The organism is Paenibacillus allorhizosphaerae, from assembly GCF_042659105.1.
Classification (GTDB): domain Bacteria; phylum Bacillota; class Bacilli; order Paenibacillales; family NBRC-103111; genus Paenibacillus_G; species Paenibacillus_G allorhizosphaerae.
On record NZ_JBHSRV010000003.1, the window covers coordinates 484,231 to 497,346 of the forward strand.

A 13,116-nucleotide genomic window follows, 5' to 3' on the forward strand; every position below is an offset into this window, starting at 1 on the left:
ACTACCGCTGCTTCAGCGCCATCATCTGATATACCGCGCGAGTATCGCCTTTGAGCGCCACCTGTTCGTTCCGCATCTGGGAAGAGCCGTCCCCGTCCAAAAAAATGCCGTCCACAAGCCGTTTCGGCGCTACGATCTCCTTCACCGCCGTACGAAACTGCTCAACCGTGCATGGCTTGTCCGAGACGATCATATATAAGTTCTGTTCCTCGTCGAATACGGCTCCCGAGCGAAGCCTCGGCTCGCCGAATGCCGGCATATCCTCGTCCAACGCTTGCCCTACCCATCGATCGTCCGCGCGAAGCGACATGCTAACGCCTCCTTGCGCCCAATACCGCACACGATCGGTCACTTTAAGATCCTGAGCCTCTTGCACCACCTGCACTGAGAAACGGCGTGTCACTTCATCCCACACAAGCGTCCCTTTGGGGTAATCGATGTTGTACCAGCCCGAACCGTAGTCGTACGCTTCGCCCTTGAGCGGTTTATCGTTGATGACGGCTATGCTGAGCAAATCGCCATTCCAAAAGAAGCCTCCGTTCATGCCGAACTCCGACGTTGTCGTGACGTTCGTCGTAATGTGCTTCAGCTGAATGTTGTCCGGCCGGGTGCTCATCAGGTGAAGCTTTACCCCGTTCGAAGCCGTGCGTAAGCCATATGAATAATACGAGCGCACCGGAGTCGCTTGCGGCGTAGTCCAATAGGCCGATGCAATGACGGCGATTAAATTGCCGAGCATAAATCCGGCGAGCAGCAGCGAAAGACGACTCTTGTCGATGGATAGCAGACGATGGCGGAAGGCGGCGAACATCGAATCGAACCCCATTTCTATGATCAATTCCATTTTCATTTTTCATAGTCTTGCAGTCTATTCTATGATTCCGCACTTCCCAATATGATGCTGCCGCCTATTTTTCCAGTTCCTGCATCTTTTACCTTTCATACTACTCTATCCGTTTTCTTTTTCCTATTCCTTTTTACGGCATGAGGCTTGAATTTTTGTAGGGACAAACAGGCTTTTCATCGTCCGATAAAAAAAATATATCGAAAAAATAAAATTTATAAATTATACTTAATCAGAGTTTTAGCGTATGTTATTAATATAAAATGATAAATTCAATGGATGAGGTGAACCGCATGGCAAAAGTAACCGGTTTGGAAGGCGTTGTGGCTGCTGAAACGGATATCAGTCTGGTGGACGGGGAAAAAGGGCATTTGATTTATAGAGGATACTGGGCGAAGGAACTGGCGCTATCCTGTACGTTCGAGCAAGCGGCTTACTTGCTGTGGCACGGCGTGCTGCCGGACGAGGAAACATTGAAGTCATTTACGGTGCAGCTCAAAGCGCATCGCGCTCTGCCCGAACATGTCAAGCGCATCATCGACGCGCTTCCAGACGGCACGCCGCTGATGAGCATCATGCAAACCGCCGTCTCGGCGATGTCTACGGGCGATTTCGTATGGCCTCCGACTGAAGCTCAGGCGATTCAATTGACCGCTATGCTGCCGACGATCGCCGCTTACGGTTACCGCAAGCATAACGGGCTCTCTTGGCACGAACCGCTCGATCAATTGGATCATACGGCGAATTATTTGTATATGCTTTCCGGAAAGCTTCCGGAAGCGTCGCATGTAAAGGCGCTGAACGCATATTTAATTCTCGGCATGGAGCACGGCATGAACGCGTCCACCTTCTCCGGGCGGGCCGTTTCCTCGACGCAATCCGACATGGCCTCGGCCGTCAGCGCCGCCATCGGCGCAATGAAAGGGCCGCTGCACGGAGGAGCGCCTTCCGAAGTCATCGCGATGCTTGATGAGATCGGTTCGAAATCAAATGCCGAGCCCTGGATTCGCGATGTGCTGTCCCGCGGCGGAAGGCTGATGGGCTTCGGTCACCGCGTGTACAAGACGAAAGATCCGCGTGCCGAAGCGTTGCGCCAAGTGACGGAGCAGCTCACCGCCGACGATCCTTGGTTCGATTTGGCCATTCATGTGGAAAAAACGGCCATTCAACTGCTCGAAGAATATAAACCGGGCAGACGGCTGTATACGAACGTCGAGTTTTTTGCCGCTTCCATCATGCGCGCGATCGCGCTGCCGACACCGCTGTTTACTCCGACGTTTACGGTAGCGAGAGTCGTCGGCTGGACGGCTCACCTGCTCGAGCAAGCCGCGGTGAACCGTATTTTCCGCCCGCAGTCCATATATACGGGCCCTATGCCGCAAGAGACGCACGCATAACGAAGAACTTACGATTTGGCGTAGTTCCGCCAAGCAATAAATGCGAAAAACCGGTGCCTGCAGGCGCCGATTCTTTGCATTTATTGCTGCTGGCGGACTACGCCTTTTTTCAATATGATATTCGCATATTGGGCCCGTTCTCCGGTCGCTACGACGGCGTACGCTTTCTTCGTCCTTTCATAGAACGAAAATCGCTCTTCGAACACGATCTCATGCGCTTCCTGCTCATGCTTTTGAATCAGCTGCCTGTACTCGTCCCAGATGACAGGGGTGACCGGATCGCCGGGCACGACTTGCATCAGAACGGCTGCATGATCGGCGTAGGAATCGAGCGGTAAAAAGGTCAGTATAGCGTCAAGCAGCTCCGGTATGCGATGACCGTCGGCGCGAATCAGCCGGGCTGCGTGGCTTGCCGCCGGAAAGTTGCAGTCCGCCAGCACGATTTCGTCGCCGTGGCCCATCTCCATTAATATTTTGAACAGCTCGGGAGAAAGAATCGTAGGAATTCCCTTCAACATATGCTGCAACCTCCGCAAATTGTGATAAAGGCTTTTTCTGGCAATGCCTATGCTAATCGTACGCAAACGGCGATCGTCGTGTCAATCCTGCCGCATCGTACGAGTCAGGAGGAGTTACTCCGGTTGGATGGATTCCGAATGAAGAATCGGTTACTATGGAACATATGTACATGTACATACCGGTTCAAATGACAAGTATACAACGAGGTGCCGCAATATGGAACAAGTCGTCATTGTCGGGGCAGGTCCTTGCGGATTGTCCGCCGCGCTCGAGCTGCAAAAAATCGGGATCGACCCGCTCTTGATCGAAAAAGAAAATATTACGCATTCGATTTATTTATACCCGACGTATATGCAGTTTTTCAGTACGCCGGAGCTGCTGGAGATCGGAGGCTACCCCTTCTCGACGCCCAACGAAAAGCCTACGCGCCTGGAGGCGCTCCATTATTACCGCAACGTCGCGATTCGCAGCAAGCTTCGCATCCGGTCGTACCGTACCGTGACTCGCATCAAACGGGCCGATGACGGCACATTCCTCCTGCAAACGACCGACCGGTTCAGCAACTCGGGGCAAGTCGCAGCCGGCAAGGTTGTCCTTGCGACCGGCTATTTCGATCACCCGAACATGCTGGGCATCCCAGGCGAAGAACTGCCGCACGTGACCCACTACTACCGGGAAGCGCATCCGTATTCCGGGACGAAGGTTGCCATTATCGGCGGGAATAATTCCGCCATCGACGCCGCAATGGATTTGCTGCGCGTCGGCGCGGAAGTGACGGTCATTTACCGGGGCGATCAATACTCTTCGAACATCAAGCCCTGGGTTCGCCCGATCTTCGAAAGCATGGTAGCCAAGGGCCGCATCGCCATGCGGTTTCGCTCCCGGGTCGTCCATATCCGGGAAGGCAGCATCACCGTACTGCACGAAGGAGCGAAAGAAACGCTCCAGAATGATTTCGTCCTCGCGCTGACTGGCTTCCGGCCAGACCGCAGCCTGCTGACACAAACAGGCGCGGCGCTGAATAGCGAGGGCATTCCGGTCTATGATCCCGACACGATGGAGACGACCGTTCCCGGCCTGTATATCGCCGGGGTAGCGGCTTCGGGCGCGGACGCGAACGAAGTGTTCATCGAGACCGGCCGTTACCACGGCGTTTCGATCGCAAAGCACATCGCCGGCTCCGCCTAGTCCTGGCTGGCGGCCGTGCTTTTGCAACAACAAAAACCCGGCTGCAGGCCTTTCAGTCCGCAAGCCGGGTTGTGCTCGTTGGATGGTTTAAAAAATAAGTTCCTTCTCGCGATGCGTCAGGCGGCGTCCGGCGATGTCGACGGCCAGCTTCCCGTCGGCTAGTCCCCATATGCGCGAACCGTACTTCTCCGCCAGCTCCACCTGATGAAGGCTGCAAAAGATGAGCAGCTTCTGCTTGCGGCAGATCGACTGCAAATCTTCCATGACCCGGCTGGCCGCTTCAGGATCAAGTCCGGAAACCGGCTCGTCCGCGAAAATGACTCTCGCTCCTTTAATCATCGCCTTGCAAATGGCGACGCGCTGCTTCTCTCCGCCGCTCAGCTTTTCGACCTTTTCATGCGCTTTTTCGAGCAGTCCAACTTTGTCCAAATAATCCATTGCTTCCATATGATCGTCTTCCGAGACGGTATTCGTTATAAAGCGCACCCACGATTTTTTGAACAATAAAGCGTTGAGCACGTTTTTCAAGGCCGACTTGTTGTGGTTCAAGGCCGGCTTCTCTTCTAAATAAGCCCACTGCTTGCGCAACTGGAATTTTTCCCACGCATTGACCGAGGAAATGTCCTGCCCGTCGAAAATATATTGACCCTCATCCCATTTTTCCTTCAGCATCAGGCAGCGAAAAAACGTCGTCTTCCCGCTCCCGCTCTTGCCGAGCAGCGCAACCAGCTCCCCTTCGTCTGCCTGAAAGCTTATGCGCTGCAGGATGCGATGGTTCGGGGGGAACGTCTTGCTTAAATTGCGTACGATGATCATCCGGCGATTCTCCTTTGCTCCGTAAATCCGCTTGACGCATGACTATACTGTTTTTACTAACTATACCATGTTCGGGCTCATAAAAACCATACGGCAGCGCATGCTAGTAGGAACAGAAACCGCGGCGTATTCGTTACTGCAACGAAGCATGCGGCGATCGAGACGTAGACCGGAAGCCAAACAAAAGAAAAACTCCTTATCGGAGTTCTTCAGTAACTTTACTTCGTTATCGGCGCAAAGGGAACATTGGATTCGCATAGTTCAGATTCACCATTATTGGGGATTCGTTTCCTTCGGAATTTCATTCAGGTTCGGCGGGCGGTTTGCCGCTTTTTCCGCGTGCATGACCGCTTCATCCTCGGTAAACTTGTTTTCTTTAAAATTCGGATTGTTTTTGGTGTTTGGCGTCGCGTTGTCCATAGTAAAACTCACCTCCCATCAGGTTTATTTTTACTAATTTCCCTATTTATATACAATTATGTTCTTGTAATGAAAATTTAATAATATGGTTCGACACCGATTTACAATTTTCAAATCCGATTCGTACTATAATGATTCGGAGCGAGAAAATATTTACAATACGAATGGGGTCAAACGATGAAGGAAGTCGAATTACAAAAAAACCTGGAACGGATGCAGCATCAGCTTTATCTGCTAGTGGAGGAGACAGGCAGTTTCGTCGACCCGAAAGTAGTTGAACTCAGCCAGCAAATCGACCGCCTCATCGTAACGCTGCAGCGGATACGCATGAAGGACATGATTAAATAAGACAAGCTTCTGACCGAAGCCCTTTCGATGAAGATACATTCGTGTTTTAGCGGAAGCTTTTCTTGAAAGATCAGAATTGTTCAGCTCCGCTGAAAACTTATAAATTCTGATCTTATAAGACAAGCTTCTGACCGAAGCCCTTTCGATCTTTGCTTTTAGATACATTCATGTTTTAAAGGTGCTTTCTTGCGATTACCATTTCATCAAATGATTAGTAAGAGGCCATTTCAAAAATGCGCCTCTTTTTTGCGGCCGGACTTGAAAAACTTTACATGATATGTTATATTAAAAACGAGGAATATCAAGGCTTTCAACAATTCACGAACTTTCTTCCTCGCCATGAATCCGCTTTCTTGATTTTCTTGATGTCCGTACCGCATATCTTGAAAAAGGAGCGATGCATAATGAATTCGGGAGCCCAACAAACACAGGAAAAGAAAATTTCCGTTGAATTGACAGTGAACGAGGCGCTCGCTTTAACCGGTGTCCGTTTTCCGCAAAACCATCAGCTCGAAGTGGATGCGATGCACAAGATCAAGAAGTCGTTGGACGAACAGCTCATCGATCCGCGCCGCAGCCTTCAGTAACGTAAGATGTTTCTTAGAACATAATGAGATCCCGCGCATCGCCGTATGCCGGGGTCTTTGTTTTGTCCGTGCGATTTGGTTTATAATAGCTGCAAAGACCGAAAAAAGGAGCGACTCCGACCATGAAGCAGCACATCGCCTCCGCTATTGACCGGCAGGCCGACAATTTCACCGCGATATCACGGTACATCGGTGAAAATCCGGAGCTTGGAAACGAAGAATGGAAAGCTTCCGCCCGGCTCACCGACGAGCTGCGCAGCCAAGGATTCGAAGTGCAAACTCCGGTGCTTGGCCTTCCTACTGCTTTTTTCGGTACATACCGTTCGGCCAAGCCGGGTCCGACCGTCGCTTTCCTTTGCGAATACGATGCGCTCCCGGAGCTCGGGCACGCGTGCGGACATCATCTCATCTGCGTGATGGGACTGGCGGCGGCAGTCGGCCTGAAAGCCGTCATCGACGAGCTCGGGGGCACGATCCGGGTGTACGGTACGCCGGCGGAAGAAACGCGCGGCGCGAAAGTGACGATGGCGGCAGCCGGCTTATTCGACGACGTTGATTTTGCGCTGATGGCGCATCCGTATCATATGTACGAAAAATCGGGCGAATCGCTCGCCATGGATGCGATTCAATTCGAATACTTCGGCAAGGCGGCGCACGCCGCGGCAAGTCCGCATGAAGGCATTAATGCACTTGATGCGGTGCTGCTTCTGTTCCAGTCCATCAATGCGCTGAGACAACAGCTCGAAAGCCATACCCGCATTCACGGCATTATTACGGAAGGCGGCAAAGCGCCGAACATTATACCGGATTATGCCGTTGCGCAGTTTTATATCCGGTCCGCCACCCGCCCTTATACCGACGAAACGGTGCAGAAAGTGCTTCGATGCGCGGAAGGTGCCGCGCTGCAAACCGGCAGTACCTTGCGCACGTCGAATTACGAGTACTCTTACGACGAACTCATCACGAATGAGACGCTATCCGACTTGTTTACGCGGAACCTCGGCATCCTCGGCGTGCCCGAGGACGAGATCGCTTACGGCAAGGACCATGGCTCGGTCGATCTGGGGAACGTTTCCCGCCATTGCCCGGCCATTCATCCTTACGTCAAAGTAATCGACGAAACGCATCTGTTGCATACGAAAGAGTTCCGCGATTTGGCCATGCAGCCGCGAGCTTTCGAAGGAATGCTCCTCGGCGCCAAGGCGCTTGCGTATACGGCCTGCGATGCGCTGTCCGACCCGGCCGCGCTTCAAGCTGTGCGCGACGAATTTAACCGCAGCGTGAATAACGTCAGCAACTAGGCACGCTTCCATGAAATAAAGCCGCGGCGTTCCCGATTCGTTCGGGAATGCCGCGGCTTTATGCTTGTACACATTACAATACTTTACTTAAAAATTCTTTCGTTCTCGGGTGCTGCGGATTCGCGAAGACGTCCGCAGGCTTCCCCTGCTCCACGATTTTACCGCCGTCCATAAAAATGAGCCTTGTGCCAACTTCCTTGGCAAACCCCATCTCATGCGTAACGACGACCATCGTCATGCCTTCCGCCGCCAGCTCCTTCATCACGTCCAGCACCTCGCCGACCATCTCCGGATCGAGCGCGGACGTCGGCTCGTCAAAGAGCAGCGCCGCAGGCGACATGGCAAGCGCACGGGCGATCGCAATGCGCTGCTTCTGGCCTCCGGACAGCTGTCCCGGGTAACTGTCCGCCTTGTCAACCAGCCCGATGCGTTTGAGCAGCTCATAAGCGATATCGTTCGCCGCCGACGCGCTCCGCTTCTTCAACTTACGCGGCGCAAGCGTAATATTTTCGAGAATCGTCATATGCGGGAACAGATTGAATTGTTGGAACACCATGCCCATCTGCTGGCGCAGCTTGTTGAGATCCTGTTTATTTTTCAAGAGCGAAACGCCTTCGAACTCAATGTCTCCTGCGCTCGGCTGCTCAAGCAGGTTCAGGCAGCGGAGAAATGTGCTTTTCCCTGATCCGCTCGGACCGATGACGACGACGACCTCGCCTTTTCCGATCTCGATATCGATGCCGCGCAGTACTTCATTTTTGCCGAACGTTTTATGCAAACCGGTTACTTTAATCAGAGGTCCTCATCCTCCTCTCCGCGATTCCGAGCAGTTTGGACAACGTAAATGTGATCACAAAATAAATGACCGCCGCCACAATGAGCGGTCCGAAAGGCTGAAACGTATTGCCCCGCACCGTATCCGCCTTGTACATCAATTCACCGATGCCGATAACGGAAGCGATCGACGATTCCTTGATGACTACGATAAACTCGTTGCCGAGCGCCGGAAGCACATTGCGCAGCGCCTGCGGCAAAATGATATATCGCATCGCCATCGGATGGGACAAGCCTAGCGAACGGGCCGCTTCCATCTGTCCCTTATCGATCGCCTGGATGCCGGCGCGGAACACTTCGGCAACGTAGGCCGAGCTGTTGATCGAAAGCGCAAGGACAGCCCCCATGAAGTCCGGAAAGGAGGAGCCGAAGCCCGGGAGTTCCGGGAAATGGATTCCGATTTGAGGCAGCCCGTAATAGATCAGGAACAATTGTACGAGCAGCGGCGTACCGCGGATAAATTCGATGTAGGACGTAGCGGCCGCTTTGAGCGGCCAGATGCTCGACATGCGCATCAACGCGATAACAATACCGAGCGCCACACCCAAGATAACGGTGAAGAACGATAGGATCAGCGTTATCCGCGCCCCGTCAACGAAATACATATAGTACTTAGACAAAAAAGAAAAATCCATCGTTCTCCTTCTTTCCGAGCAGCCTTGCGCATCTTAGTGTAAATCGAATAAAAAACCCGCCGGAAAAGTTCCGCCCGGGTTTTGTCGATCATCGAAGTATGGATTGTATTATTCCACCAATTCGTTTGCTTCAGCCACAAGCTTTTCAATCGATTTGTCGTTCATCAAGCGGTCAAGCGTTTTATTCATGGCATCGACCAGTTCGGCCGAACCTTTCTTAACGGCAATGGCGGAGCCGCTGTCTTCGTTACTTAGCTTCATTTCGGAAAAGATCAGATCTTTATTTTTGGACAAATACGCTGCAGCTACAGGCTGCTCAACTACAAGCGCCTCAGTCTTCTTATTTTTCAAGTCAAGCATCAAATCGGAAATTTTGCCGAGCGCCTTCGCTTCGGAAGCAGGCATCTGCTCTCTTACGATTTTCTCTTGCGTAGCGCCTTTTTGCGCGCCGACTTTTTTCCCTTTCAAATCGTCGATCGACTTGATTTTGTCTTTATCTTCCGCTCGAATAACGACCGTTTGAATCGCTGTATAGTAAATTTTGGTAAAATCTACACTCTTTTGGCGTTCAGCGTCAGGCGTCATCCCAGAGATTACAAAGTCAACGTTCCCTGTTTCGAGCGCCGCGAGCAGTCCGTCGAATTTCATGTCTTTTATTTCCAAGGTGACGCCAAGATCTTTGGCAATCGCTTTGGCAATCTCGATATCAAAGCCGACGATCTCGTCTTTTTTGTTAATTTCCTTATGAAATTCATACGGAGGGTAGTCCGCACTTGTACCTACAACGATTTTTCCGGCTTTTTTGATCTGCTCCAGCTTCGTTTCTTTTTGCTGTTGTGCGGCGGGCTTTTCTCCGTCTTTGGCCGGTTGGGACGAGGAAGCCGGTTGTTGTCCGCAAGCGGAAAGCACCAATACAACGCATAACATGACAAAAACAAACGCTTTGTTTTTAAACATTGGTCAATTCTCCTTTCTGAGTAACTCGTACATTATATAATAGAGCCACTGGTTTGACAATATCCACTATAATCGACACACACCGGCAAATCGCGGAAACCCAGTTGAACCGATGCAAGCAAACAAAAAAAGAAACCGCCGACCGCCAGTACATTCTCGGTTCGACAGCTTCTATTATTAATGGATCTGCGGTTTTATTTCGATCTAGCCCCTTGCTTTGGTTCAGTCAAGCTGCGGCCGGTTGCCGATTCCGGCTCGAACCGCTTCCGTTCGGTTCTTTCAATCTGTACAATGCGCCCGTCATGAACCACGATTTGAACGATGCCGTATTCCAGGCCGTTCACGCTTTGAAGAATCCGTTTAGTCCAAAGTTCATCCACTTGCAACGGTTTTGCCATTGTTCTCCCTCCCGTTCGCTACCTGCCTAAATTGTCCAATCGTTCCATTCGCGCTTCTGCTTGTCGATGGTGAGCAGCCAATTGACCGTCGTTCCTAGCAGTTGCTCCCTGGCAACGCTGCCTGTAAACGTATGATTCGCCTGAAAAATCACTTCTTTATCGCAAATCCCTTGACTGCGCAGCCAAAACAGCTTTTGGTATAAAAAACAATAGTCGACCGGAATGACCTCGTCGCCTGTGCCGTGAACGAGAAGTACGTCTCCGCCGAATTTGCGGAGCTGCTCGAACGGCTGATGTTTGGCAAGCGATTCGAAAAACACGGGTTCCAACCTGTAACCTAAGTAATCGGCGCTGCCGTGTTGTACGGCATCTTCGTACAGCTTCTTGCCGGTGATGCCGACAATATCGCTGAACGGATAAGCAACGGGCGCCCATAAGACAAGCGTCTTCACGCGCCGGTCGCGCGCGGCGGTCAAGATGGCCGCTGCGCCGCCCAAGCTGTGCCCGAGCAAAACGACCCGCTGCGGATCGACGCAATCGATGTCCAGCGCGTAATCGATGACGCGCCGGGTCTGGTCGATCATCGCGTCCATCCCGCCGCGGCCGTACTCGCCGGTACTTTCGCCGCACCCGCCGTAGTCGAAGCGGAGCACCATATGGCCGTTCCGGCTAAATTCCCGGGCTGCGTTCACGAACAGACGGTCGATGCCGATCCGCGTTCCTATGAAACCATGCGCGATGATTATGATCGGGTTTTTACCGGAATGTCCGCTTGCTTTCGCACGGTCTCCCCGGACTTCGGGGTAGTGAAGCGTAGCGGCTAGCTCCAATTGCTCGAATGGTATCGTAATCTGATGCTCCAATGTCTACCCCTCCTTTAGCGGATTCGCAATGATATGAATGAATACCAGTTATATATGGACAGGAAGCGGATCGCTCTTCAAGCTGTTTTCTTGCATCGCATGCTCTGATTCGTTAAACAAGTACAACCGGTGAATCAAGACGCTGACCGAATCGCCCGGCGCAAGCGCCGGCAGCTCCAGCGATCGATAAGCAAACAACCGGTCCCCCTTCACATCCACTTCCACCTGCCAATTCGTACCGCGGAAAAACACATTTTTTACGGTTCCTTTCTCCGCCGCGGACGGGAAAGGAATCTCCCCCACACTCCCGATCTCGATAAATTCCGGCCGGATGATCGCTTTAGCCTGCGGCAGCGCGGTCGCATCAAATCCTTTCAGATACGATATATCGCCGATTTGATTCGACTCCCCGATGAAGGTAGCGACAAAAGGCGTTTGCGGGCGCTTATATATTTCAATCGGCGTTCCTTGCTGCTCCAAACGCCCTTCATTAATAATCATGATCTGATCCGCAACCTCGACCGCTTCTTCCTGGTCGTGCGTAACGAATATCGTCGTGATGCCGACCCGGTCGATCATATCCTTAAGCCATGTGCGCAGCTCCTTGCGCACTTTGGCGTCGATGGCGGCAAACGGTTCGTCAAGCAGCAGCAGCTGCGGTTCCGGTGCGATCGCTCTGGCAAAGGCGACGCGCTGTCGCTGACCGCCGGATAATTGGTGCGGAAGCCGTTTTTCCAATCCGAGCAGTCCGGTCAGCTCGATCAATTCGTTCACGCGCTCCTTGATCTGCTGTTTGCTTCGCTTTTGGACCGTCAAGCCGAAGGCGATGTTGTCGAACACGCTCATGTGCCGGAAAAGCGCATAATTTTGAAAGACGAAGCCGATTCCCCGTTCCTGGGGAGGAAGCTGGTTGACCTTCCGGTCGTGAAACAGGATATCGCCGGAATCCGGCTCCTCCAGGCCGGCAAGCATGCGGAGGATGGTCGTTTTCCCGCCGCCGCTCGGACCGAGCAGTCCGATCAGCTTCCCTTTCTCTATCTCGAAACTGACATCTTTCGTCGCTTGAAAGGTGCCAAAGCTCTTCGTCAAGTGTTTGGCAACGATATGCATCTCCGTCATGCCCCTTCCGTTTTATGCTGCCCTTGAAACTTCCATTCGATCAAGCTTTTTACTATTAGCGTCACCACCGCCAGCAGCACGAGCAGCGATGCGATGGCGAACGAAGCGGCAAATTGGTATTCGTTGTACAATATTTGAATATGCAGCGGCATCGTATTGGTCTCTCCGCGGATATGACCGGACACGACGGATACCGCCCCAAATTCGCCCATCGCTCTTGCGTTGCAAAGGATGATGCCGTACAGCAGCCCCCACTTGATGTTAGGCAATGTCACTTTCCAGAAAATACGCCATCCTTTCGCACCCAGCGTGACGGCCGCTTCTTCTTCCTGCGTCCCCTGTGCCTGCATGAGCGGCAGCAGCTCGCGGACGACGAACGGGAACGTGACGAATACGGTCGCAAGCACGATGCCCGGCAGCGCAAAAATGATCTTGATATCATGCGCCTGCAGCCATGGGCCGAACCAGCCTTTGGCGCCGAACAGCAGCACGTAAATGAGGCCGGAGATGACGGGAGAAACGGCGAATGGCAAGTCGATCAGCGTGATCAGCACGTTCTTTGCTTTGAAATTGAACTTCGTAATCGCCCAGGCTGCCGCAATGCCGAAGATGACATTCAGCGGAACCGTAATGGCGGCTACCGTTAAGGTGAGCCCGATCGCGGATACCGCTTCGGGTTCTTGCATGGCGGCGATGTACACCTCCCAGCCTTTGCGGAACGCTTCAACAAAAATGCTCGCTAAGGGCAAGATCAGCATAAATCCTAAAAACAGCAGCGCGACCGCAATCAAACACCATCTCATGACGCGCGGTTCCGTAATATGCCGAGGCCGTTCCAGCACGGCTCTTCCGGGGTTCGCGACCGTCGTTACATAACCGGCCATTGTTGA

At 52.5% G+C, this 13,116-nt stretch carries 16 protein-coding genes; 5 read left to right on the forward strand and 11 right to left on the reverse strand.

Features of this window, described 5'->3' with window-relative positions; translation table 11 throughout:
• Window position 1: 1 nt before the first annotated feature.
• Window positions 2-844 carry a hypothetical protein gene (locus ACFQI7_RS15410; RefSeq protein WP_230414690.1) on the reverse strand — a complete coding sequence of 281 codons (843 nt, stop codon included), beginning with the start codon at window positions 842-844 and terminating at the stop codon, window positions 2-4.
• A 293-nt stretch (window positions 845-1,137) separates the two neighbouring features.
• Here ACFQI7_RS15410 and ACFQI7_RS15415 point away from each other — a divergent pair, with 293 nt between their 5' ends.
• A complete protein-coding gene (locus ACFQI7_RS15415) occupies window positions 1,138-2,241 on the forward strand; it encodes a citrate synthase/methylcitrate synthase (RefSeq protein ID WP_218097798.1) in 1,104 nt (367 codons plus the stop codon).
• Window positions 2,242-2,321: 80 nt separating this feature from the next.
• Here the strand turns inward: ACFQI7_RS15415 and fucU are convergent, their stop codons facing one another.
• Complete coding sequence (gene fucU / locus ACFQI7_RS15420) at window positions 2,322-2,759, reverse strand: L-fucose mutarotase (RefSeq protein WP_218097799.1); 438 nt, start codon at window positions 2,757-2,759, stop codon at window positions 2,322-2,324.
• Between the two features lie 217 nt (window positions 2,760-2,976).
• On the opposite strand from fucU, the gene ACFQI7_RS15425 reads away from it, so the two are divergent.
• Window positions 2,977-3,948 carry a YpdA family putative bacillithiol disulfide reductase gene (locus ACFQI7_RS15425; protein ID WP_218097800.1) on the forward strand — a complete coding sequence of 324 codons (972 nt, stop codon included), beginning with the start codon at window positions 2,977-2,979 and terminating at the stop codon, window positions 3,946-3,948.
• An 87-nt stretch (window positions 3,949-4,035) separates the two neighbouring features.
• Here the strand turns inward: ACFQI7_RS15425 and ACFQI7_RS15430 are convergent, their stop codons facing one another.
• Entirely contained in the window at window positions 4,036-4,764 is a 729-nt protein-coding gene (locus ACFQI7_RS15430; protein ID WP_218097801.1) for a phosphonate ABC transporter ATP-binding protein, read from the reverse strand.
• Between the two features lie 273 nt (window positions 4,765-5,037).
• A complete protein-coding gene (locus ACFQI7_RS15435; RefSeq protein ID WP_218097802.1) occupies window positions 5,038-5,184 on the reverse strand; it encodes a hypothetical protein in 147 nt (48 codons plus the stop codon).
• A gap of 177 nt (window positions 5,185-5,361) precedes the next feature.
• Here ACFQI7_RS15435 and ACFQI7_RS15440 point away from each other — a divergent pair, with 177 nt between their 5' ends.
• The 3 genes from ACFQI7_RS15440 to ACFQI7_RS15450 all read left to right on the forward strand — a co-directional run bounded on the left by ACFQI7_RS15440 (window position 5,362) and on the right by ACFQI7_RS15450 (window position 7,420).
• Window positions 5,362-5,532, forward strand: a complete 171-nt coding sequence (locus ACFQI7_RS15440) for an aspartyl-phosphate phosphatase Spo0E family protein (RefSeq protein WP_218097803.1) — start codon at window positions 5,362-5,364, stop codon at window positions 5,530-5,532.
• A gap of 404 nt (window positions 5,533-5,936) precedes the next feature.
• Entirely contained in the window at window positions 5,937-6,119 is a 183-nt protein-coding gene (locus ACFQI7_RS15445; RefSeq protein ID WP_218097804.1) for a hypothetical protein, read from the forward strand.
• 122 nt (window positions 6,120-6,241) lie between these two features.
• The gene (locus ACFQI7_RS15450) at window positions 6,242-7,420 is read left to right on the forward strand and encodes a M20 family metallopeptidase (protein ID WP_218097805.1); all 1,179 of its coding nucleotides are present in this window, start codon (window positions 6,242-6,244) and stop codon (window positions 7,418-7,420) included.
• Window positions 7,421-7,493: 73 nt separating this feature from the next.
• Here ACFQI7_RS15450 and ACFQI7_RS15455 read toward each other — a convergent pair whose 3' ends face one another.
• The 7 genes from ACFQI7_RS15455 to cysW form a co-directional block, all read right to left on the reverse strand.
• On the reverse strand, window positions 7,494-8,216 hold the full coding sequence (locus ACFQI7_RS15455; RefSeq protein WP_218097966.1) for an amino acid ABC transporter ATP-binding protein: 723 nt from the start codon (window positions 8,214-8,216) through the stop codon (window positions 7,494-7,496).
• Window positions 8,209-8,889 carry an amino acid ABC transporter permease gene (locus tag ACFQI7_RS15460; protein WP_218097806.1) on the reverse strand — a complete coding sequence of 227 codons (681 nt, stop codon included), beginning with the start codon at window positions 8,887-8,889 and terminating at the stop codon, window positions 8,209-8,211. Before ACFQI7_RS15460 ends, ACFQI7_RS15455 begins: the two co-directional genes overlap by 8 nt.
• A gap of 108 nt (window positions 8,890-8,997) precedes the next feature.
• The gene (locus tag ACFQI7_RS15465; protein ID WP_218097807.1) at window positions 8,998-9,846 is read right to left on the reverse strand and encodes a transporter substrate-binding domain-containing protein; all 849 of its coding nucleotides are present in this window, start codon (window positions 9,844-9,846) and stop codon (window positions 8,998-9,000) included.
• A 194-nt stretch (window positions 9,847-10,040) separates the two neighbouring features.
• Window positions 10,041-10,244 carry a YezD family protein gene (locus ACFQI7_RS15470; protein ID WP_218097808.1) on the reverse strand — a complete coding sequence of 68 codons (204 nt, stop codon included), beginning with the start codon at window positions 10,242-10,244 and terminating at the stop codon, window positions 10,041-10,043.
• 26 nt (window positions 10,245-10,270) lie between these two features.
• Window positions 10,271-11,107: an alpha/beta hydrolase family protein gene (locus ACFQI7_RS15475; protein ID WP_218097809.1), complete on the reverse strand. Its 837-nt coding sequence runs from the start codon at window positions 11,105-11,107 to the stop codon at window positions 10,271-10,273.
• A 48-nt stretch (window positions 11,108-11,155) separates the two neighbouring features.
• Window positions 11,156-12,217: a sulfate/molybdate ABC transporter ATP-binding protein gene (locus ACFQI7_RS15480; protein ID WP_218097967.1), complete on the reverse strand. Its 1,062-nt coding sequence runs from the start codon at window positions 12,215-12,217 to the stop codon at window positions 11,156-11,158.
• A 5-nt stretch (window positions 12,218-12,222) separates the two neighbouring features.
• Window positions 12,223-13,110 (reverse strand): sulfate ABC transporter permease subunit CysW, encoded by an 888-nt coding sequence (cysW, locus tag ACFQI7_RS15485; RefSeq protein WP_218097810.1) that lies wholly within the window; start codon window positions 13,108-13,110, stop codon window positions 12,223-12,225.
• Window positions 13,111-13,116: the final 6 nt, after the last annotated feature.

What these genes read in the sequence shown, in the direction of transcription:
- ACFQI7_RS15410 (WP_230414690.1), bottom strand. Translation starts at nt 844, where the DNA reads ATGGAATTGATCATAGAAATGGGGTTCGATTCGATGTTCGCCGCCTTC.
- ACFQI7_RS15415 (WP_218097798.1), top strand. Translation starts at nt 1,138, where the DNA reads ATGGCAAAAGTAACCGGTTTGGAAGGCGTTGTGGCTGCTGAAACGGAT.
- fucU (WP_218097799.1), bottom strand. Translation starts at nt 2,759, where the DNA reads ATGTTGAAGGGAATTCCTACGATTCTTTCTCCCGAGCTGTTCAAAATA.
- ACFQI7_RS15425 (WP_218097800.1), top strand. Translation starts at nt 2,977, where the DNA reads ATGGAACAAGTCGTCATTGTCGGGGCAGGTCCTTGCGGATTGTCCGCC.
- ACFQI7_RS15430 (WP_218097801.1), bottom strand. Translation starts at nt 4,764, where the DNA reads ATGATCATCGTACGCAATTTAAGCAAGACGTTCCCCCCGAACCATCGC.
- ACFQI7_RS15435 (WP_218097802.1), bottom strand. Translation starts at nt 5,184, where the DNA reads ATGGACAACGCGACGCCAAACACCAAAAACAATCCGAATTTTAAAGAA.
- ACFQI7_RS15440 (WP_218097803.1), top strand. Translation starts at nt 5,362, where the DNA reads ATGAAGGAAGTCGAATTACAAAAAAACCTGGAACGGATGCAGCATCAG.
- ACFQI7_RS15445 (WP_218097804.1), top strand. Translation starts at nt 5,937, where the DNA reads ATGAATTCGGGAGCCCAACAAACACAGGAAAAGAAAATTTCCGTTGAA.
- ACFQI7_RS15450 (WP_218097805.1), top strand. Translation starts at nt 6,242, where the DNA reads ATGAAGCAGCACATCGCCTCCGCTATTGACCGGCAGGCCGACAATTTC.
- ACFQI7_RS15460 (WP_218097806.1), bottom strand. Translation starts at nt 8,889, where the DNA reads ATGGATTTTTCTTTTTTGTCTAAGTACTATATGTATTTCGTTGACGGG.
- ACFQI7_RS15465 (WP_218097807.1), bottom strand. Translation starts at nt 9,846, where the DNA reads ATGTTTAAAAACAAAGCGTTTGTTTTTGTCATGTTATGCGTTGTATTG.
- ACFQI7_RS15470 (WP_218097808.1), bottom strand. Translation starts at nt 10,244, where the DNA reads ATGGCAAAACCGTTGCAAGTGGATGAACTTTGGACTAAACGGATTCTT.
- ACFQI7_RS15480 (WP_218097967.1), bottom strand. Translation starts at nt 12,217, where the DNA reads ATGCATATCGTTGCCAAACACTTGACGAAGAGCTTTGGCACCTTTCAA.
- cysW (WP_218097810.1), bottom strand. Translation starts at nt 13,110, where the DNA reads ATGGCCGGTTATGTAACGACGGTCGCGAACCCCGGAAGAGCCGTGCTG.